Source organism: Zwartia hollandica, from assembly GCF_019923725.1.
Lineage (GTDB): Bacteria > Pseudomonadota > Gammaproteobacteria > Burkholderiales > Burkholderiaceae_B > Zwartia > Zwartia hollandica.
Map to the genome: position 1 here is coordinate 253952 of NZ_JAHXRI010000010.1, position 18274 is coordinate 272225.

Consider the following 18274-nt stretch of genomic DNA (forward strand, 5'->3'; position numbering starts at 1 on the left):
GACTGACAACTATCTTAGCTCGGTGACATCTATTTTGGGGGGAGGCATGACTGCCTTAGGCCGTTTTGCGCGAAGTTGGAGCTCAGGCATTTTGATTGCCGTGCTGATTTTGCTTTGGGAAACCGGAGTGCGATTCTTTGAGGTGCCAAATTTTCTCTTGCCTGCGCCCACTGAGATCGCCGCATTGTTTGTCGATGAGTGGGCGCTCATTCAAATGCACTCTATCGCAACGGTTTGGGCGATTGCTTCGGGGTATGTCACCGCAGTTGTATTCGCGTTAGCAGTCTCTGCGCTGATGATTCGCTATCCACTCATCGAGCGATTGATTATGCCCATATTTGTTGGTCTTCAAAGCGTGCCGAAGATTGCGATCGCGCCACTCATTCTTGTATGGATTGGGGCGGGTACTGGTTCTAAGATCGCTGTAGTGATGTCGATCGCTTTTTTTCCAATTGTGATCAACACAATGGCGGGCTTTAAAGAGGTCGATCGTGGCCTGGCAGATGTCTTTCGTTCTGTTGCAGCTAACGAACGGCAGATGCTGTTTAGGCTGCGACTGCCCTATGCCATTCCCTATATCTTTGCGGGCCTGCGCATCGCCACCACGCTCGCGGTGCTAGGCGCAATTGTGGCTGAATGGCTTGCGGCCTCAAACGGGCTCGGCTATTTGGTCTTGTCTGGAAGCTTCAATTTTAATACGGCACGCTCGTTTGCTGCCATCATCTCTCTTGCGGTGATCGGCACTTTGTTTTTTAACTTCATGTCTTGGATCGAGGCGCGCATGTCGTGGCGCACCGGCCTAAACGACTCCACTTCGCACGTTTAAGGAAAATATCATGAGGCTCACAACACTCGGAACGACTTGGTCGATGCTACGAAACGTATCGCTTGTTGCTTTTGCTTTGCTATGCGTCACGCCTGCGCCTTCACTTGCACAACAAGCTCAAGCCTTAGATAAAGTGGTCTTGCGCATCAACTTCACGCCGTGGGGTATGCACGCGCAATACTTTGGTGGTCGTGCTCAAGGCTTCTATAAAGAGGAAGGTATCGATCTCGAGATTCGTCCCCCGTCAGCTGGACAACAAAACGAAGTGTTTATTGCAACAGGACGTGAACAGTTTGGTGTAACGAATGCTGATGCGTTCGTCAAAGCAAAAGGTAGTGGCTTACCGATCATTGCGGTGATGGCTGACCAACCAGACAATCCATTTTCTGTCATTACGCATAAGAAGGCCGGCATCACTTCGCCAGAAAAAATGAAAGGCATGAAACTGGCATGGTTTCAGGCAAACGTGATTGGTCTCATTGAACCGGTGCTCACCGCAGGAGGCCTGACCCGCAAAGACGTTGAGTTCGTTACCGTTGCGCGCGGTGCCGAAGTACAAATGTTGGCGGCTGGACAAGTCGACGGGCTTTTTGGCTATTCGTTTGGTCAAGCGCTCACCCTTGAAGGACGAGGTTTCCCCGTCAACGTGATGCCGGTGCGTGACTACGGCGTTCAGTTTTATGGAACTGTTATTTACACAAGTGATGCGCTATTGAAAAAGAATCCGGACCTTGTCAAACGTTTTGTGCGTGCGACGATCAAGAGCCTGATCTGGACGCATGGCAACGTTGAAACTGCAATGAAAGAAATTGTTGCTGTATCTCCGGACCGCGACCTCAAGCTCGAGTCACGCAAACTACGCATGATCTACGATCTGTACAACACCCCTGATTACGCTGAGCGATTTGGCCTCATGACGGATGCCAAGTGGCAATCATCGATTGACATCTTAGCCAACGGCGGCGACCTGCCTAAAAAGCCAACGGCAAACTCGATGTACACCAATGCAATCATAAATAGCCTTGATGAAGCCAAGACTCTTGCGCAAGTCGTCAAACAACCCGCGAAGTAAGGTGATGGTCGAATCGAAGCGTCTGGATGCGCAAGGCATCCAAATCGAAGCCGTAGAGGTTACGTATGGAGTGGGCTCCGCTGAGTCTGTGCGCGCACTCGCCCCTGTCGACCTGAGTATCCATGCTGGCGCATTTGTTTCCTTGGTCGGTCCATCAGGTTGCGGCAAAAGCACATTACTCAAAGTGCTAGCCGACCTCATGCCACCGACAGCTGGCGCTGTGCGGATAGATGGGGCAGCGCCCTCGGTGCTGCGTCAAGCGGGTCGAATTGGTCTCGTGTTCCAACAGGCCAATTTAATGCCTTGGCTGACGATTGAAAAAAACGTCTGCCTCCTACGCGAGCTGGTACGTCAGCGCAAAGAGAATGCAGGTGTCACAGAATCAATTGACATTGCGAAACTGATTGAAATCGTCGGGCTCAAAGGTTTCGAAAACAAACTACCCCATCAGCTATCCGGAGGCATGCAACAGCGCGCAGCACTCGCACGCGCGCTGGCGCTAGACCCTTCGGTGTTGCTGATGGACGAACCCTTCGCCGCGCTTGATGAAATCACGCGCGACCGGATGGCGTTTGAACTGATGCGCATTTGGCAGCAATATCAAAAGACCGTAATTTTTGTTACGCACTCATTGGCAGAAGCCGTCTTTCTGTCCGATCGTGTCGTCCTGATGTCGGCGCGTCCCGGACGTATCCATAGAATCTACGAGATCGACTTACCCCGACCTCGCACAGAGGAAACTCGCCTGTCCGACGCATTTTTAATGCTTGTCGCCGAAATCAACCGGGAACTTTATAAAGTCATGCATGAGCAGGTTAATCAATGACAAGTCGTAAACACATGCCAGCCCTCACCGTTGGCGACAACGCGTACGAACGCGGCCTCAAGCACGGCCAGCAATTCGCCTCTGACGTCGCGGCAAATGTAGAAACATATTTGCTACGTTTTGAAGCGTCGGGCCTACCCCGGGCCGAAGCACTAGAAGAGGCAATGCGTTGGCAACACGCGATGGAATCGCAAAATGCCGAATATGCCGAAGAGATGCTTGGCCTTGCAAAAGGCTCTGGTCAATCGGCTGCAGCGATTGCACTGCTGAACGCCCGGTACGAAATCGCCTTCATGATTTTTGGCAAAGATGCGCGCAAACAAGAACAGGCAACGAACGAGACGGATGGTTGTACGACTTTCGGTCTGTTATCCGATGTAACGGCCGATGGGCATACTTGGCTTGGCCAAAACTGGGACTGGATTGCCGGCGTTCACCAACGCACGCTGGTATTGCGTATCCAACGCAAAAATAAACCGAGTCTTGTTTGCATGACTGAAGCGGGAATCGTTGGCGGCAAGATGGGCGTGAACGAGCTTGGTATCGGCTTAGTTGAGAATGGTCTAGCGTCACACCTTGACGGTTGCAATCCCTATCAAAAGCCTTTCCATATGCGCTGTCGTGAGGTCTTGGATGCAGATTGTTACGCCAACGCACTGAGTCCCATCGTTGCAACCAAACGCACTTGTTCTGCGAACTTTGTCATTGGTGGCGCGCAGGGCGAGATCATCGACTTAGAAACAAGTCCAAATCATGTCTCTTACTTGTTACCGCAGCAAGGGATCGTGACGCATTCAAATCACTTCCTTGGCGCAGGCCATGGCGACTCGCAAATGGAAAAAGTCAGCCCTGGCACGCTCTTTCGTGCAGCGCGTATGCGACGTCTGCTCGAAAAAGGTGAACGCTCAATTGATGTCGCGACAATGATCGCTGCAATGAGCGATCACTTTAGTTTTCCGCATGCACTGTGCCGACATCCAGATCCCAAGCAGGCACCTGCAAAGCAGACCATGACTACGGGTGCCGTCCTTATCGACCTAGAACAACGCACGATGCATGTCGCAGATGGTCCTCCCTGCGAATTTTCTTTTGTTGCCCATACAGTTTCGCAATAGGTGTTAAAAAATGTCCACAAGAAAAATTCAAATTATCGTTGAAGGCGCAACCGGTCGACTGGGAAATAACCAGCACTTGCGTGCCCTGCTGAATATTCGGAAAGAAGGCGGACTACTGCTGAAGAATGGCGACCGCCTGATGCCAGAACCGGTTTTACTGGGTCGCAATGCCGACAAGCTGCAAGCGCTCGCTGGTCAGCACAACATAGCGTGGAGCACTGACCGCGACGCTTTTCTGGCGGACAAGGCAAATGAAATTTACTTTGACGCAAGCGTGACCGCTGGACGCTATGAGCGCGCGGCGTCGGCGCTGCGTGCAGGCAAACATATTTATCTTGAGAAACCAATTGCCGAGACCTTCGAGCAGGCGCTTGATTTAGCCAGCATGGCTGAAAAACTCAAACTCAAAAATGGCACGGTACAGGACAAGCTTTTTTTGCCAAGTCTACTCAAGCTGCGTAAGCTTAAAGAGTCTGGCTATTTCGGTGAAATCCTGCAGGCAAAAATCGACTTTGGCTGGTGGGTCTTTGACGGCACGATTCATCCGGCGCAAAGATCGAGCTGGAACTACCGCAAGCGCGATGGTGGTGGCCTGGTCTTAGACATGTTTCCGCACTGGCGCTATATCGTGGATACGTTGATCGGCGATATCAAGTCGGTTTCTTGTCGCACCAAAACCGCAACTCCCAAGCGCCTGGATGAACAAGGTCGCCCCTATGATGTTGACGTCGAAGACGTCGTGCTAGCCACGTTTGAACTTGCAAACGGTGCGTTGGTTGAGGTCAATGCGTCCTGGGCCTCGCGCATCAAACGCGATGACATCCTAACAATTCAAGTGGATGGCACACAGGGTTCCGCTCTCGCCGGCCTGTATCGCTGCTACATCCAGCCCATGGCCGCCACGCCTAAACCCGTCTGGAGTATCGACACCCCAACGACTGAAAACTTTGATGCGCAATGGCTCGAAGTGCCTGATGTCGCGCTCTACAACAACTCTTACCGTGCGGGCTGGGAATTGTTTTTAAAACACGTCATGGAAGACGGCGCATTTCCCTCACCCTTGCGAGCAGGCGCAAAAGGCATCCAATTGGTCGACGCCTGCTATCGCAGCAATAGCGAGCGTAGATGGGTCGATTTGCCAGCCTTAGCGATTTGAGAGCGGCATAACCGCTCTGCTATAATTTTTCGCTTAGTGCCGATGTAGCTCAGTTGGTAGAGCAGCTCATTCGTAATGAGAAGGTCGACAGTTCGATTCCGTTCATCGGCACCAATTTTTAAAAAGGTCGTAAAGCTCAGGGCTTTGCGACTTTTTCAATTGAGCGATCTTTTCACAGAAGAGGGAGCAACAGTCATTAAAACCATTTGCATCAAATGTTCTATCTTCTTTAGACTTTACTTGGGGCAAGAGCAATGCGCGACTTCGTCGGATACGCCAACAGTCTTCCAGATGCAAAATGGCCGGGGCAAGCCAGGGTAGCTGTTCAGTTTGCCTTAAATTATGAAGAAGGTGCTGAGGCCAGCGTTCTAGATGGTGATGCACGCAACGAGACCGGTCTTTCTGAAACGACCGGAGGTCGTGTGCCTGCTGGCATCCGCGATCTGGCTTTCGAATCGCTGTACGAGTACGGCAGTCGCGTTGGGGTCTGGCGTATTCTCGATCTTTTTGCAGAACGCAACCTACCCTTGACACTCTTTGGTGCCGCGCGTGCACTGGAACGCAACCCTAAGGTCGCTGAGGCGGTTGCACGGGCAGATCACGACGTCTGCTGCCACGGATGGAGATGGGAAGAGCCCTTTCGCTTAACGGAAGAACAAGAACGCGAACATATCGCAAAGGCTGTGCAGTCTATTCAAAGATTGACGGGTCAACGTCCACTCGGCTGGTACTGCAGATATGGAGCCGGAGAACACACACGCAAGCTGATCGTAGAAGAAGGAGGCTTTCTATATGATTCGGATGCCTATAACGACGAGCTACCTTACTGGGTGACTGTGTCAGGCAAGAGCCATCTGGTCGTCCCATACACCATGGACGCCAACGACGCCAAGTACTCTTCCCCTGCTGGTTTTTCAACAGGTGATGATTTTTTCTCCTACTTAAAAGCAACGTTTGATCAGCTCTATGACGAGGGAGTGAACAAGCCAAAGATCATGTCAGTCGGACTGCACGCTCGTATCTCTGGTCGCCCTGGCCGTGCGCGTGCGCTGGCTGCATTCTTGGACTATGTCATGAAACACGATGCTGTTTGGGTGGCCCGGCGTATCGATATCGCCCGTCACTGGATTCGAGAACACCCAGCTCCGTCGCCCTAATGTTGCTTACGCCAGGCTGCCTCGATCTCAAGTGGTGCAGCCTGCCAAAAGGACTGCGCATCAAATGCAGTAAGTGTCTGTCTAAGGTTCGTAAAACGATGCGGTGCGCCACTGATCCATGCATGTAGAGGCAGCACGAGCACAGATCCGCTCAAAGCATGCTCTTTCCAATAGGACAAGGCCTCAGCAAGATGGCCACACCACCGTGGCGACTGCAAGCGTCTTCCAACAACCATTTGCGCGTCATCCAGCTCCGCAGCGGGGGGGATAATCAACAGCTTGCGGTCTTCGCCGAACGAAAAGGGTACCTCATCATTTGGCCAGTCGACAGCAGCCGAAAAACCAAGCGAGGACAAGATACGCGCGGTGTGTATGGAGTAACCATAGTCCTGACTTGAGTAGGTTCGAGGTACGCTTCCTGTCGCCTCGGCAATAGCATCCCTAGAGCGACGAATCAGCTCCGTTTCAATTTCTGGAGACATGGCGCTACTGACCATACGCGAAGCAGACCACCCACTCGCCACGATCTCGACTCCGCGTCGATCCAAATCGCGTATCAGCCAAGGATTCTCATGGGCAACTAACCCATTCACAGCAGCCGCCACCTTCCAGCCCAGCGACTGCAAAAAGTCAAGCAAACGAAAGACACCTATGCGATTACCGTATTCCATCAAAGAATGCGATCGATATTCAGGTGAATAATTTCCAAAATCAATCCGCCAGCGAGGGTCGCGCGTGAAGTCTTGCGGGGTGTTGATTTCTAGGGCATGCACACGAATTAATATAAACGCGGCACTTCGGGACCCTTCGGGCCAATTGCTGCCAGCTGACAAGGCCGAACGCCTGTGTTCGTACCATGTATGGTCAGGTCCAGTGTGTGTGGGATCACGCAGTGTCATGCTGACCGCCCTTTAAGCAGCCACTCCTGTACAGTGCTTAGGTAATGTGCGCGGTACCAGCTTTCGATCTCTATACCAGTAGCAAGCCAAACATCATCATGCGAGAGTACATAGCGTAAAGCGCGCTCAAACGCCCGAATACGCTGCGCTTGTCCAGTGACGTATGGATGAAAAGCAATACACATCACTAAGCCATTTTGATGACTCTCGCGATAAAGCGTGTCGAACTGATCGATGATGACTTTTGCATAATCATCCCCCTCACCTCCATTCATATGAACGACCACATCATTCGCATCCATTGAGTAGGGGATACTGATCAAACTGCCGCTGTCGGTGATCACGGGAAACGGCTGATCATCGTGGTAAAGATCGCAATAGTAAGAAAAGCCCGCTGCATCCACCAGATCGGCGGTATTGAGCGTATGCGAGCAGGCGGGTGAAAACCAACCGTGCCGCGTCTGACCAGTCACCTCGACCATACCCTGCCTGCAACGTTCGATGAACGCCCTTTCCTCGTCCAAAGGATAGTTCCAGAGGTAATGCGTGTTGTAGAGACCGTGGCACATGAAATCCCATTCACGTCGCTTCATTTCATGAAACACATCGGGAAACATGGTGGGGAGCGCAAGTGAAAGAGAAACCGTGCAACGGATACCCAATCGATCGGTTACATCCAGAATCCTGTCGATGCCAACGCGATTCCCGTATTCCTTCAGCGGATAATTCAGCGCATCGGGGGACATGCTACGGGGCCAGGGATCCCGTACGCCTTTGTAAGAGGGATCGATCTCATAATGTTCGACATTCGGTACCAACCAGACAGCAAGCCGTTTGCCTTCAGGCCAACCTATTTTTGGCCGACCCTCCAAAGGCGCATACTCAAATCTCTTAGTCATTCCATTCCTCTCACGCTCGATCAGATGCATGCACTTAAGAAAGGCTGGGACTCAATATGATGAATGTGATTGTCGTCATCTGACAAATCCGAGTGATAGGACTTGTTTCATGATCCCGATTGGATTAAAACAGATAAACAGTGCCAAATGGGCTGCTTAGATTTTTAGGAGCGTGGGTATGTTCAGTATGGAAATGAAAGTGCGCAGTCTTTCCGTGATACTCGGAATGGCAACATTGGCTTCAGTACTCGCCTCAACACCTGCAGTCGCGCAAAGCGATTTTCCCCTACGCCCGATCAAAATCATCGTGGGTTTTGCTCCGGGCGGTCCAACTGATGTTCAGGCAAGGTTGCTTGCAAGCAAACTCAGCCCAATCCTGAATCAAGCCGTGGTGATTGAGAACAAACCGGGCGCATCGACGACCATTGCCTTGGCTGAAGTTGCACGCGCGACCCCCGACGGCTACACCTTGTCGTTTGGTGGCTCAGGCGCATTCGCTACAACGCCCGTAACAATGGCGTCCATTCCTTACAACCCCAAAACTGCTTTCGAGCCCATCGCAATCACAGGCGAGGAACAAATCGCTTTTGCGGTCAACCCCTCACTACCTGCCAAGACACTGGCAGAGTTTGTTGCGCTTGCCAAGCAAAACCCCGGAAAGTATTCATTCGGCAGTTCTGGACAAGGCAATATTACCCACCTGACTGGCGAGCTACTCAAGCTCCGTGCGGGTGATTTAAAGATCGAGCATATTGCCTACAAGGGTGCGGCACCTGCTCTAAACGATGTGCTTGCTGGGCACGTGCAAATGATGGTGGGCGGTCTGGGTAGCGTCTACCCCATGCACCAAAGCGGTAAGCTTCGCGTACTGGCAATCACGTCGAAAGATCGTGTGTCGTACGCCAAGGACATCCCCACAGCAGGAGAGGCAGGAGTCAAAGACCTGATTGCTGGAAGTACCTTCGTGCTCCTTGCTCCGGCCAAAACACCCAAAAACGTGATTCAAAAGCTGAATCAGGCGGTGAACGAGGCGTTAAAAGAAGCATCGTATCAGCAGGATATGCGTGCTGCGTACGTTGAACCTATTTTGGGCTCTACACCCGCATCTACTCAACAGCTCTTGGACACTGAGCTGGCACTTTGGAAGAATCTTGTCGAGAAATCGAACCTGAAGTTCTGATCGTCTGGCGACCACTCGGTGGCCCAGCCCGTAGGCTGGGCCCACCAAATTAGCTAAACATCTCTACCTTGCCATCAAGCGCCATCAAGCCTAGTTGGCTACCGAGCTTGGGCTGACGCACTGCGAGCTCTTTCTTGAAAGTCAGCAACGCGTTTTTATGCGTCTCTGTTTCCGCTGCTGGTGTGGCGACAGCGGCTGCACCGTAAGCAATTTTGGCTGCGCCGCAATCGCGATGATTGATGACGATCACCTGCTTAATGTTGTGCAGCTGCAAAGAAGCGGCGAGGTTGTCCCAAAAGGCGACTTGCCACGCTTTGAACGCAGGCGCGACAACGCCAATCGAGGCACCCGCAATGGTAAACGCGCTGTACTTATCGGTACGGCCTTCTTTCGCTTCGCGATCAAACACGAGCTTTTGAAATCTGGGATCAATACACGACAAGACCATGGCTTCATAGTTACCAGAGGCAGCGAATGACAATTGCGGCGCTAGAAAGGCCGCCATCCCCGCACCGGCAGCTGTGCGCAAAAAATCACGACGACTGCTTGGCTGTGACAGCATATCCGTACAGCACTGACAGGAGAGACCTGCGTAATGAGAGACACGGTTCGATGACATGACAATTCCTAATTGAGGTAGGTCGAGTCTACATCTTAAGTCTGCAGACTCCGAAGCAGCAATCACTGGTACGGCGCTTTGCGAGGCTTTGCGAGGTGACTTTATACAAATATAAACTTAGGAAACTAGACGTTAATCCAGTACACTAGCCAGACATGCTTGTTACCACATTGCATTTTTGTAGACTCAACGGGTTGAGCGCATGAAAAAATTCTCTTTGCCATTGATGTTTATAGCGCTGCTGGTGTTTATCGCGGGCTGCTCGACAGCACCACCCGATGGAGTCAAGTCCGTATCTCCCTTTGATGTCAATCGTTACCTTGGTCAGTGGTACGAAATCGCGCGCCTTGATCATTCCTTCGAGCGTGGCTTAAGTGAAGTGTCTGCGACCTACACGTTACAAACCGATGGCAGCCTTGAGGTGCTAAACAAAGGCTACGACGCAAAGCGCGACAAATGGAAGTCAGCCACCGGGCGAGCGTTGTTCACCGGCCCACCAACCCAAGGTTCACTAAAAGTTTCCTTTTTTGGTCCGTTTTACGGCGGTTACCATGTCATCGCACTGGATCAGGTCGGCTACCAATGGGCCATGATCTCTGGCCCTGATAGGGACTATCTGTGGATCTTGGCACGCAGTAAGTCTCTGGCGCCAAGCGTGCGCGACGCTCTACTCAAACAAGCGGCAGACTTTGGCTTTGCGACACAAAAATTAATCTGGGTTGACCACCGACAACCATAAACATGGACAACTATAAAACCGAGATCCGTGAGCACGTCGTAGCTGCCTATGAAACAGTATGTGACGAGCTACGCACATGGAAGCAGTTTGCCCTCGAAGCGTGGCCACTGCTCAGTCTGCTCCTACTGGGCATCGCTGTCGCAGTCTGGCTCGCTAAGCCAGCACCACCCAAACATATTCAAATGGCGACCGGTTCCGAAGGGGGGTCGTATGAAATCCTTGCGAAAAAGTATGCGGATTATTTTGCACTTCACGGCGTCACGATCGAACTAGTCCGGACCACCGGCGCGCAAGAAAACATTGCGCGCATCAAAGATCCCAAAGATCCCTTGCAAGCCGCTTTTGTCCAAAGTGGTCTCATAGATGAAAAGCAAGCCGAAGGCCTAATGTCTTTAGGTAGCGTGGGTTATGAGCCAATGTGGTTCTTTTTTCGTAACGATCTAATCGATCGCGAACAGATCAGATCAGAAAACTTCTTGACCCATCCCATCGCAATCGGTGAGCCAGGTAGCGGCACCCACCAACATGTCATGAATCTGATTCGTATCAATGAATTCAAAGACATCTCAGGCTTGCGAGAGATTTCCAACGCCGAGGGCGTTAAAGCCTTTCAGGAAGGGAAAGTACTTTCGATTGTCTTAGTTGATGGCATGGATGCCAAGAATGTACAAACATTGTTAAACGACCCGCGGGCAACGCTCGTTGAGTTCGATCGCGCTGCTGCCTACAGCAGATTACTTCCTTACTATCACACACTGACCATCCCCAAAGGCGCGCTGAGCCTATCCCTCAACGAACCTCGTCAAAATATGGAGACCATTGCATCGACAACGAATTTAATCATCGACAAATCTTTACATCCCGCCATTCAACTTTTATTTCTACAAGCTGCATCCAAGATCAACGGTGGACGGTCGTTTTTCGCGTCCTACGGAGAATTTCCGGCTTATAAAGACTCGGTCACGCCAGAAAGCGATGTTGCAAAATCGTATTTCCAGAAAGGCGCACCGACACTCCTTGAATATCTGCCCTTCTGGTTAGCTGAATTCGTCGATCGTTTATTGATTTTAATTTTGCCGTTATTTGCGTTCGGCTATCCCATCATTAAATCGATGCCAAGCTATCGCCTGAATCGGGCGAAGGCGCGCATTAATGATGTGTACTTAGCGCTCAAACGCTTTGAACAAGAGCTTCGGGATAACTTCGACAGGGCACAGACAGACGTGTATATGGCGAAGATAGCGGAACTTGACACCCGAGCTTCGACGCTACGCGTTCCTCGCAGCCTGGTGAGCGACTATTTCAGCCTACGTAGCAGCATAGACTTTGTGCGCACGATGATTTTGAATAAATCATCGCCACTGCCGTTGTCGACCACTTAATCTGCAATCTTTCGCGACAGGCCTTTAGGCAAGGGAAAGGACACATTCTCTTGCAAGCCGTCCAGTGTACGAACAGAAATTGCGCCAAGCGTTTTGAGACGATCAATCACTTGCTGCACCAACAGTTCAGGAGCTGATGCGCCGGCTGTAATACCGATGCGCTTGCGATCAATCAACCAAGCTGGTTCGATTGATTCCGGGCCATCGATTAAATAAGCGGGTATCCCCATGCGCTCAGCGACTTCGCGCAAGCGGTTGGAGTTTGAGCTATTTGCACTCCCCACCACTAAGACCAGATCGCACTCAGGTGCCATCACCTTCACCGCGTCTTGTCGGTTTTGTGTGGCGTAACAAATATCGCTTTTCTTGGGTTCAATAATTTTAGGGTACTTGGCGCGTAACGCCTCCGCCACGACCGAGGCATCATCGACCGATAAGGTTGTCTGGGTTACGAACGCAAGCAACGTGGAATCATTGACTTGCAAGGCAGCGACGTCCTCAACCGTTTCAACCAGATACATTCCGTCCTTGCTCTGTCCTAAGGTGCCTTCCACTTCTGGATGCCCTTTGTGACCGATCATGATGATCTCACGGCCGGCTGCTCGCATACGCTCGACTTCAATATGCACTTTGGTCACGAGCGGACAGGTTGCGTCAAACACTTGCAGGCCTCTTGACTCGGCCTCTGCGCGCACAGCCTTCGATACACCATGTGCCGAGAACACGACAATGCCACCAGCCGGCACTTGATCGAGTTCATCAATAAACACAGCGCCCTTTGCACGCAGGTCTTCTACGACGAAGCGATTGTGTACGATTTCATGACGTACATAAATTGGGGCACCGTGCAGTTCAAGCGCACGCTCGACGATGTCGATTGCACGATCTACGCCCGCACAAAATCCACGAGGTTGCGCCAATACAATTTCCGCACCTTGGCCAGGCAAACTGGTGAGATCGATCGTAGAAGAGCGCGCCATCACAACACCCCTAGCAAATCAATGTCAACACGCAACGTCACACCAGCCAGCGGATGATTGAAATCAAATAGTGCACTGTCCTGATCAATTTCTTTCAATACGCCAGAGTAACGTCCGCCGTTTGGTGCTGTGAACTCAACCATATCACCAGGATCAAAGCTCGCATCTTCACCCGCATGCTCGATAAGCATTGCGCGCGACACACGCTGGATAAGCTCGGGATTGCGGTCGCCATAGGCAGCAGAAGGTTCTAGCTCATAACTAAAGCAATCGCCCTCGGGTCTACCGATAAGAGGTTGCTCCATACCCGGCGACCACTGTCCCATACCGAGTTGCAAGGTTGCTGGGCGACCATCAAACGTATCCATGAAAGTCGAGCCCTTGCCCGGACCACTTTCAAGCACGATACGGTAGTGCAAGGTCAGGTAGGAGTCCGCACGGACAACGGGAGGCGTGGTTTGGTTCTGGTCAGTCAAAATCTGTCACCGTAGAGAGCTTGGCAAAACGCCTATTTTAGAGCTTACGAGATGACCTTGCGCGAACAACTTTTGCCTGACCAACGACCGCGTGAGCGGTTGATGCAGCACGGGGCACAGATCCTGACCGACGCGGAGCTACTAGCGCTCATTCTTGGTACCGGAACGCGAGGGCTAAGTGCGCTGAACCTGTCACAACAACTCGTTGAACAGTTCGGGGGGCTGCGGCCGCTGCTTGGGGCGGGCATAGAAGACCTTAAAGGAATAGTGGGATTAGGCAATGCCCGCATCTGCCAACTCAATGCCATTCTCGAGCTTGCACGGCGCGCAATCATCGAAGATCTAAAGCAAGGGTGCTCTCTCAAACACCGACCACAAATTCATGCCTACTGCACTGCTCTGCTCAGCAACTGCCGCATTGAACGGTGCGTGGCACTTTTACTGGACAATCAGCACCGTCTGATCCATTCCACAGAAATCTCACGGGGCACGCTGACCGAAACGACGATCTACCCGCGCGAACTCGTCAAGATCGGCCTGACACATCACGCGGCAGCGATTATCCTGGCGCATAACCATCCCTCAGGGCTAGCGCAAGCCAGTGCAGCGGATATTGCACTCACCCGTCAACTGAAACACTCTCTGGCGGTAGTCGACATCGCACTACTAGACCATCTCGTGATCGCAGCCAACCAAGTCGTGTCGATTGCAGAGCTTGGTCATCTTTAAAAAATAAAAAGGGACAACCTAAGTTGTCCCTTTCTTAGACCGCGAAGGCCCTAGCAACTAACGAGCCCCCAATTACACGCGCTCGAAAATTGCTGCGATCCCTTGGCCACCGCCAATACACATCGTCACCAGAGCATAACGCCCACCGGTGCGGTGTAATTCATAAATAGCCTTGGTCGTGACGATCGCGCCGGTCGCACCGATTGGGTGTCCGAGCGAAATGCCGCTGCCGTTAGGATTCAAACGTGCAGAATCCAACTTCAGCTCTTTCGCTACCGCACACGCTTGTGCAGCGAATGCTTCGTTGGCTTCAATCACATCCATCTGATCAACCGTCAACCCTGCACGCTTCATCACCGCTTGCGTAGCAGGGACGGGGCCAATTCCCATGATGCTAGGGTCAACGCCTGCATGTGCGTAGGCTACTAAACGCGCCATGGGTTTGGCACCACTGGCTTTCACGGCCTCGCCACTCATCATTAAGACCGCTGCAGCACCATCGTTAATGCCGGAGGCATTACCGGCTGTTACCGTGCCATTCTCTTTTACAAACACAGCACGTAACGCAGCCAAACCCTCAATCGACACATCACGACGTGGGTGCTCGTCAACTTTGAATTCCACTTCGCCCTTCCGCGTCTTAATGACAACCGGCACGATTTGGTCGTTAAAACGCCCTTCGTCTTGAGCCTTGGCCGCACGGCGATGCGACTCGACTGCCAAGGCGTCCTGGTCCGCACGCGAAATCCCAAACTGTTTGGCAACGTTCTCTGCCGTCACGCCCATGTGCATGCGACCAAAGGGGTCTGTCAGTGCCCCAACCATCATGTCCGAAACTGTTGTGTCGCCCATCCGAGCGCCAAAACGTTGCGTCTGTGATAAGTAGCCGCCCCGGCTCATTGCTTCGGCACCACCACCAATAGCCATTTCGGTATCGCCCAATAAAATCGACTGCGCACTCGAAATAATCGCCTGCAGTCCTGAACCACAAAGACGATTGACGTTAAATGCTGCGCAACTCTGGGGCAAGCCAGCATTTAACGCTACGACACGCGACAAGTACATATCGCGCGGCTCAGTGTGCACAACATGACCGAAGGCCAAGTGACCAACTGCAGAACCGTCAACACCCGAACGCTGTAATACTGCCTTCACCACGGTTGCGCCGAGATCAATTGGGGCTACATCTTTGAGGCCCCCACCAAAATCACCAATGGCGGTTCTGGCTGCTGCGGTAATAAACACTTCACGCATCGCGTGCTCCTTTAATAACAGACAGTTAGCATTCCTAAGGCCGAGGCTTTACGTCACTCGGCGAAAAAATGGGCGTATTATTGAATCAACTTAAAGCAAAGCCAAGCAGTCATCTTTACCCCTGTCCATAAGCATAACCCGCCAAAGCAACCTAACGACCTATGAGCATCCCCTACTCAATTCTGGATTTATCGCCGATTCCACAGGGTTTTACGGCCACCGACGCCTTGAATAACTCCCGGGACCTTGCACAACACGCGGAAAAGTGGGGCTTCACACGTTACTGGATGGCCGAGCACCACAACATGACTGGCAACGCCAGTTCAGCGACAGCCGTTGCACTTTGTTATGTGGCCGCTGGTACCTCCACCATTCGGATTGGTTCGGGTGGAATCATGCTGCCAAATCATGCGCCTTTGGTGGTGGCAGAACAATTCGGTACGCTCGCCTCCTTGTTTCCTGGTCGTATCGAGCTTGGCTTAGGCCGTGCGCCAGGTACCGATCAAATGACCGCGCGTGCCTTACGGCGCGACCTACAAAGCTCATCAGACCAGTTTCCTCAGGATGTGCAAGAGTTGCAGTTTTACTTCGATGATGTACAACCCGGACAGGCCGTCAAGGCCATTCCGGGCGCTGGTTTACACGTACCCATATGGATTCTGGGCTCCAGCACCTACGGAGCACAAGTTGCCGCACACTTTGGATTGCCTTATGCGTTCGCATCTCACTTTGCGCCCGAGGCGCTGATGCAGGCTCTGCACGCGTATAAGAGCTTGTTCAAACCCTCTAGTCAGCAAGCCAAACCACATGCGGGCGTTGGTGTGAATATCGTTGCCGCAGATACGGATGAACAAGCGCGTTATTTATTCACGACACACCAACAACATGCAACACGCATGCGCCGCAACACTCGCGGGCAACTACCCCCACCCATTGATGATATTGAGACCTTCTGGACCCCTTACGAAAAAGTCTCAGTTTCTGAGCAATTATCCTGCTCCGTAGTGGGGTCACCAGAAACGGTCCGACGCGGCCTACAGGCTCTGGTCGATAAAACGGGTGCCGATGAGCTCATTATGGCAGGCCAGATTTTTGATCACAAAGCACGACTGCGCTCCTTCGAGATTGCAGCGCAAGCCGCTCGCGAGGTAAACGTACCCACGGCACTTGCTGCTTGAAGCTGGCCGCGATGGGGCTACCAGGCTGGTTGATTTTGATGGGCGCGCTCACAGCGATTGGCCCGATCTCAATCGATATGTACCTTCCGGCCTTCCCGGAAATTGCACGCGGGCTCTCAGCGACAAGCAATGAGGTAGAACGCACCCTCGCCGCCTACTTAATCGGCATGGCGAGTGCCCAACTCATTTACGGGCCGTTGGCTGATCGCTTCGGACGTAAACCACCGCTTTACGGCGCACTGGTGTTGTACATCCTAGCCTCTGCGGCCTGTGCCTTTGCCCCGAGTGTCGAATTTCTAACGATCAGCCGAGTGGCTCAAGCCATGGGTGGAGCGGCCGGGATGGTGATTTCACGCGCGGTCGTACGCGATCACTACAACACTCAAGAAGCTGCGCGTGCGCTGTCCATGTTGATGTTAGTCATGGGGGTCGCCCCCATCTTGGCACCAATTCTGGGATCGCAGGTTCTGGCCCTTGCAGGATGGAGAGGTATCTTTGCGGTCATCACCTTAATTGGACTCGTGTTGCTGGTGACGGTTTGGAAGGTGATGACCGAAAGCCTCCCGCCTCAAAATAAAATAATACTTAGTTTGGGCAATATTTTACGAACCTATGCTGGGCTGCTGCGGCACAAGCGCTTTGCCACCTTTGCCTTATCTGGAGGAATGGGATCAGCCACACTCTTTGGCTATATCGTCGCGTCGCCCAGGCTGTTTATCGAACACTTCGGCGTCAGCCCCCAGACCTACGGCCTGCTCTTCGCGATCAATGCGTGCAGTTTGATTATGGGCTCACAGGTAAGCGCACGTTTGCTCAAGCGCCATCGCCCTGAAAAGCTATTGCCGTGGGCGCTCGCCTTGATGATGGCGGCCGGCGTTTCAGCCCTCTCACTCACATTACTCGGAGCAGCCAGCCTACCCGCCATCATGGGATGCCTGATGTGTTTTATGTTTAGCCAAGGCTTTGTTGGCCCAAATTCGGCCGCGATGGCGCTTTCAGACCAAGGTCGCCAATTAGGCTCTGCATCGGCCATGATGGGTACAATTACCATCTCTTGCGGCGCCCTGGCCGGATTAACAGTCAGCATGCTCACGGCGCCGGGTCCCTTGCCTTTGGCACTCATTATGGGGGGGTGTACCTCCATGGCGTGCCTGCTGGGTGCTCTGGCACGCAAAACCACCCGAGCAGTTTGATTTAAACCTCGGTTTCGTATTAGAATGTCAGACTTGATGTAAAAATCTGACCAAACAATAGGTGTAGCCATGGCACGTGTATGCCAAGTGACCGGAAAAAAGCCCATGGTGGGCAACAATGTTTCGCACGCTAACAACAAAACCAAGCGTCGCTTCCTGCCAAATCTGCAGTCGCGCCGTTTTTGGGTTGAGAGCGAAAACCGTTGGGTGCGCCTGCGCGTGACCACGAATGCGATCCGCACAATCGACAAGAACGGCATTGACGCCGTGCTGGCAGATCTTCGCGCACGCGGCGAAGTCGCTTAAAGGAGACCGTCATGGCAAAAGGTGCACGCGAAAAAATCAAGCTTGAGTCCAGCGCTGGAACAGGTCATTTCTACACAACGACAAAAAACAAGCGCAACATGCCCGAGAAAATGCTGATCAAGAAATTCGATCCAGTCGCTCGTAAGCACGTTGACTATAAAGAAACTAAGCTCAAGTAATACGAGCCGACGGTCCGGTTTCTACACAAACAGCCTCGCCTAGCGAGGCTGTTTGTTTTTGTGGTCGAATTTTGTCTCCGGTTTATGTCGCCGTGACCCGCCTTTCGCT

Annotated in this window: 20 protein-coding genes and 1 tRNA gene; 15 read left to right on the plus strand and 6 right to left on the minus strand. The window is 52.4% G+C overall.

Annotation, left to right across the window (positions count from 1 at the left end):
* The first annotated feature begins 46 nt into the window (after window positions 1-46).
* The 7 genes from KZZ10_RS11890 (at window position 47) to KZZ10_RS11920 (ending at window position 6152) form a co-directional block, all read left to right on the plus strand.
* A complete protein-coding gene (locus tag KZZ10_RS11890; RefSeq protein WP_259661748.1) occupies window positions 47-826 on the plus strand; it encodes an ABC transporter permease in 780 nt (259 codons plus the stop codon).
* A 10-nt stretch (window positions 827-836) separates the two neighbouring features.
* A complete protein-coding gene (locus KZZ10_RS11895) occupies window positions 837-1898 on the plus strand; it encodes an ABC transporter substrate-binding protein (RefSeq protein ID WP_259661749.1) in 1062 nt (353 codons plus the stop codon).
* Between the two features lie 4 nt (window positions 1899-1902).
* Window positions 1903-2724 carry an ABC transporter ATP-binding protein gene (locus KZZ10_RS11900; protein ID WP_259661750.1) on the plus strand — a complete coding sequence of 274 codons (822 nt, stop codon included), beginning with the start codon at window positions 1903-1905 and terminating at the stop codon, window positions 2722-2724.
* A complete protein-coding gene (locus tag KZZ10_RS11905) occupies window positions 2721-3839 on the plus strand; it encodes a C45 family autoproteolytic acyltransferase/hydrolase (protein ID WP_259661751.1) in 1119 nt (372 codons plus the stop codon). Before KZZ10_RS11900 ends, KZZ10_RS11905 begins: the two co-directional genes overlap by 4 nt.
* A gap of 10 nt (window positions 3840-3849) precedes the next feature.
* A complete protein-coding gene (locus KZZ10_RS11910) occupies window positions 3850-4995 on the plus strand; it encodes a Gfo/Idh/MocA family protein (protein WP_259661752.1) in 1146 nt (381 codons plus the stop codon).
* Between the two features lie 38 nt (window positions 4996-5033).
* Window positions 5034-5109 (plus strand) — tRNA-Thr (locus tag KZZ10_RS11915).
* A 140-nt stretch (window positions 5110-5249) separates the two neighbouring features.
* Window positions 5250-6152 carry an allantoinase PuuE gene (locus KZZ10_RS11920; protein WP_259661753.1) on the plus strand — a complete coding sequence of 301 codons (903 nt, stop codon included), beginning with the start codon at window positions 5250-5252 and terminating at the stop codon, window positions 6150-6152.
* On the opposite strand, the gene KZZ10_RS11925 is transcribed toward KZZ10_RS11920, so the two are convergent.
* Window positions 6149-7051: a polysaccharide deacetylase family protein gene (locus KZZ10_RS11925; protein WP_259661754.1), complete on the minus strand. Its 903-nt coding sequence runs from the start codon at window positions 7049-7051 to the stop codon at window positions 6149-6151. The genes KZZ10_RS11920 and KZZ10_RS11925 overlap by 4 nt on opposite strands.
* Entirely contained in the window at window positions 7048-7950 is a 903-nt protein-coding gene (locus KZZ10_RS11930) for a polysaccharide deacetylase family protein (RefSeq protein WP_259661755.1), read from the minus strand. Before KZZ10_RS11930 ends, KZZ10_RS11925 begins: the two co-directional genes overlap by 4 nt.
* A gap of 178 nt (window positions 7951-8128) precedes the next feature.
* Between KZZ10_RS11930 and KZZ10_RS11935 the strand changes: the two genes are divergently transcribed.
* A complete protein-coding gene (locus KZZ10_RS11935) occupies window positions 8129-9130 on the plus strand; it encodes a Bug family tripartite tricarboxylate transporter substrate binding protein (protein WP_259661756.1) in 1002 nt (333 codons plus the stop codon).
* Between the two features lie 49 nt (window positions 9131-9179).
* Here the strand turns inward: KZZ10_RS11935 and KZZ10_RS11940 are convergent, their stop codons facing one another.
* Window positions 9180-9749, minus strand: coding sequence for a carbonic anhydrase (locus KZZ10_RS11940; protein ID WP_259661757.1), 570 nt, complete (start codon window positions 9747-9749; stop codon window positions 9180-9182).
* 202 nt (window positions 9750-9951) lie between these two features.
* Here KZZ10_RS11940 and KZZ10_RS11945 point away from each other — a divergent pair, with 202 nt between their 5' ends.
* Together KZZ10_RS11945 and KZZ10_RS11950 are read left to right on the plus strand one after the other, a co-directional pair.
* Window positions 9952-10488, plus strand: a complete 537-nt coding sequence (locus KZZ10_RS11945) for a lipocalin family protein (protein WP_259661758.1) — start codon at window positions 9952-9954, stop codon at window positions 10486-10488.
* Between the two features lie 2 nt (window positions 10489-10490).
* Window positions 10491-11870, plus strand: a complete 1380-nt coding sequence (locus KZZ10_RS11950; protein ID WP_259661759.1) for a TAXI family TRAP transporter solute-binding subunit — start codon at window positions 10491-10493, stop codon at window positions 11868-11870.
* Here KZZ10_RS11950 and ispH read toward each other — a convergent pair.
* Both ispH and KZZ10_RS11960 read right to left on the minus strand, forming a co-directional pair.
* Window positions 11867-12850: a 4-hydroxy-3-methylbut-2-enyl diphosphate reductase gene (gene ispH, locus KZZ10_RS11955; RefSeq protein WP_259661760.1), complete on the minus strand. Its 984-nt coding sequence runs from the start codon at window positions 12848-12850 to the stop codon at window positions 11867-11869. The genes KZZ10_RS11950 and ispH overlap by 4 nt on opposite strands.
* Window positions 12850-13326: an FKBP-type peptidyl-prolyl cis-trans isomerase gene (locus KZZ10_RS11960; protein WP_259661761.1), complete on the minus strand. Its 477-nt coding sequence runs from the start codon at window positions 13324-13326 to the stop codon at window positions 12850-12852. The genes ispH and KZZ10_RS11960 overlap by 1 nt, the downstream gene beginning before the upstream one ends.
* A gap of 51 nt (window positions 13327-13377) precedes the next feature.
* On the opposite strand from KZZ10_RS11960, the gene radC reads away from it, so the two are divergent.
* Entirely contained in the window at window positions 13378-14055 is a 678-nt protein-coding gene (radC, locus tag KZZ10_RS11965) for a RadC family protein (RefSeq protein ID WP_259661762.1), read from the plus strand.
* A 72-nt stretch (window positions 14056-14127) separates the two neighbouring features.
* Here radC and KZZ10_RS11970 read toward each other — a convergent pair whose 3' ends face one another.
* Window positions 14128-15309: an acetyl-CoA C-acyltransferase family protein gene (locus KZZ10_RS11970; RefSeq protein WP_259661763.1), complete on the minus strand. Its 1182-nt coding sequence runs from the start codon at window positions 15307-15309 to the stop codon at window positions 14128-14130.
* A gap of 161 nt (window positions 15310-15470) precedes the next feature.
* Between KZZ10_RS11970 and KZZ10_RS11975 the strand changes: the two genes are divergently transcribed.
* The 4 genes from KZZ10_RS11975 to rpmG all read left to right on the plus strand — a co-directional run bounded on the left by KZZ10_RS11975 (window position 15471) and on the right by rpmG (window position 18165).
* The gene (locus KZZ10_RS11975) at window positions 15471-16487 is read left to right on the plus strand and encodes an LLM class flavin-dependent oxidoreductase (RefSeq protein ID WP_259661764.1); all 1017 of its coding nucleotides are present in this window, start codon (window positions 15471-15473) and stop codon (window positions 16485-16487) included.
* Window positions 16488-16498: 11 nt separating this feature from the next.
* A complete protein-coding gene (locus KZZ10_RS11980) occupies window positions 16499-17680 on the plus strand; it encodes a multidrug effflux MFS transporter (RefSeq protein WP_259662203.1) in 1182 nt (393 codons plus the stop codon).
* 69 nt (window positions 17681-17749) lie between these two features.
* Window positions 17750-17986: a 50S ribosomal protein L28 gene (gene rpmB, locus KZZ10_RS11985; protein WP_259661765.1), complete on the plus strand. Its 237-nt coding sequence runs from the start codon at window positions 17750-17752 to the stop codon at window positions 17984-17986.
* Between the two features lie 11 nt (window positions 17987-17997).
* On the plus strand, window positions 17998-18165 hold the full coding sequence (gene rpmG, locus KZZ10_RS11990) for a 50S ribosomal protein L33 (RefSeq protein ID WP_163655958.1): 168 nt from the start codon (window positions 17998-18000) through the stop codon (window positions 18163-18165).
* The last annotated feature ends 109 nt before the right edge of the window (window positions 18166-18274 follow it).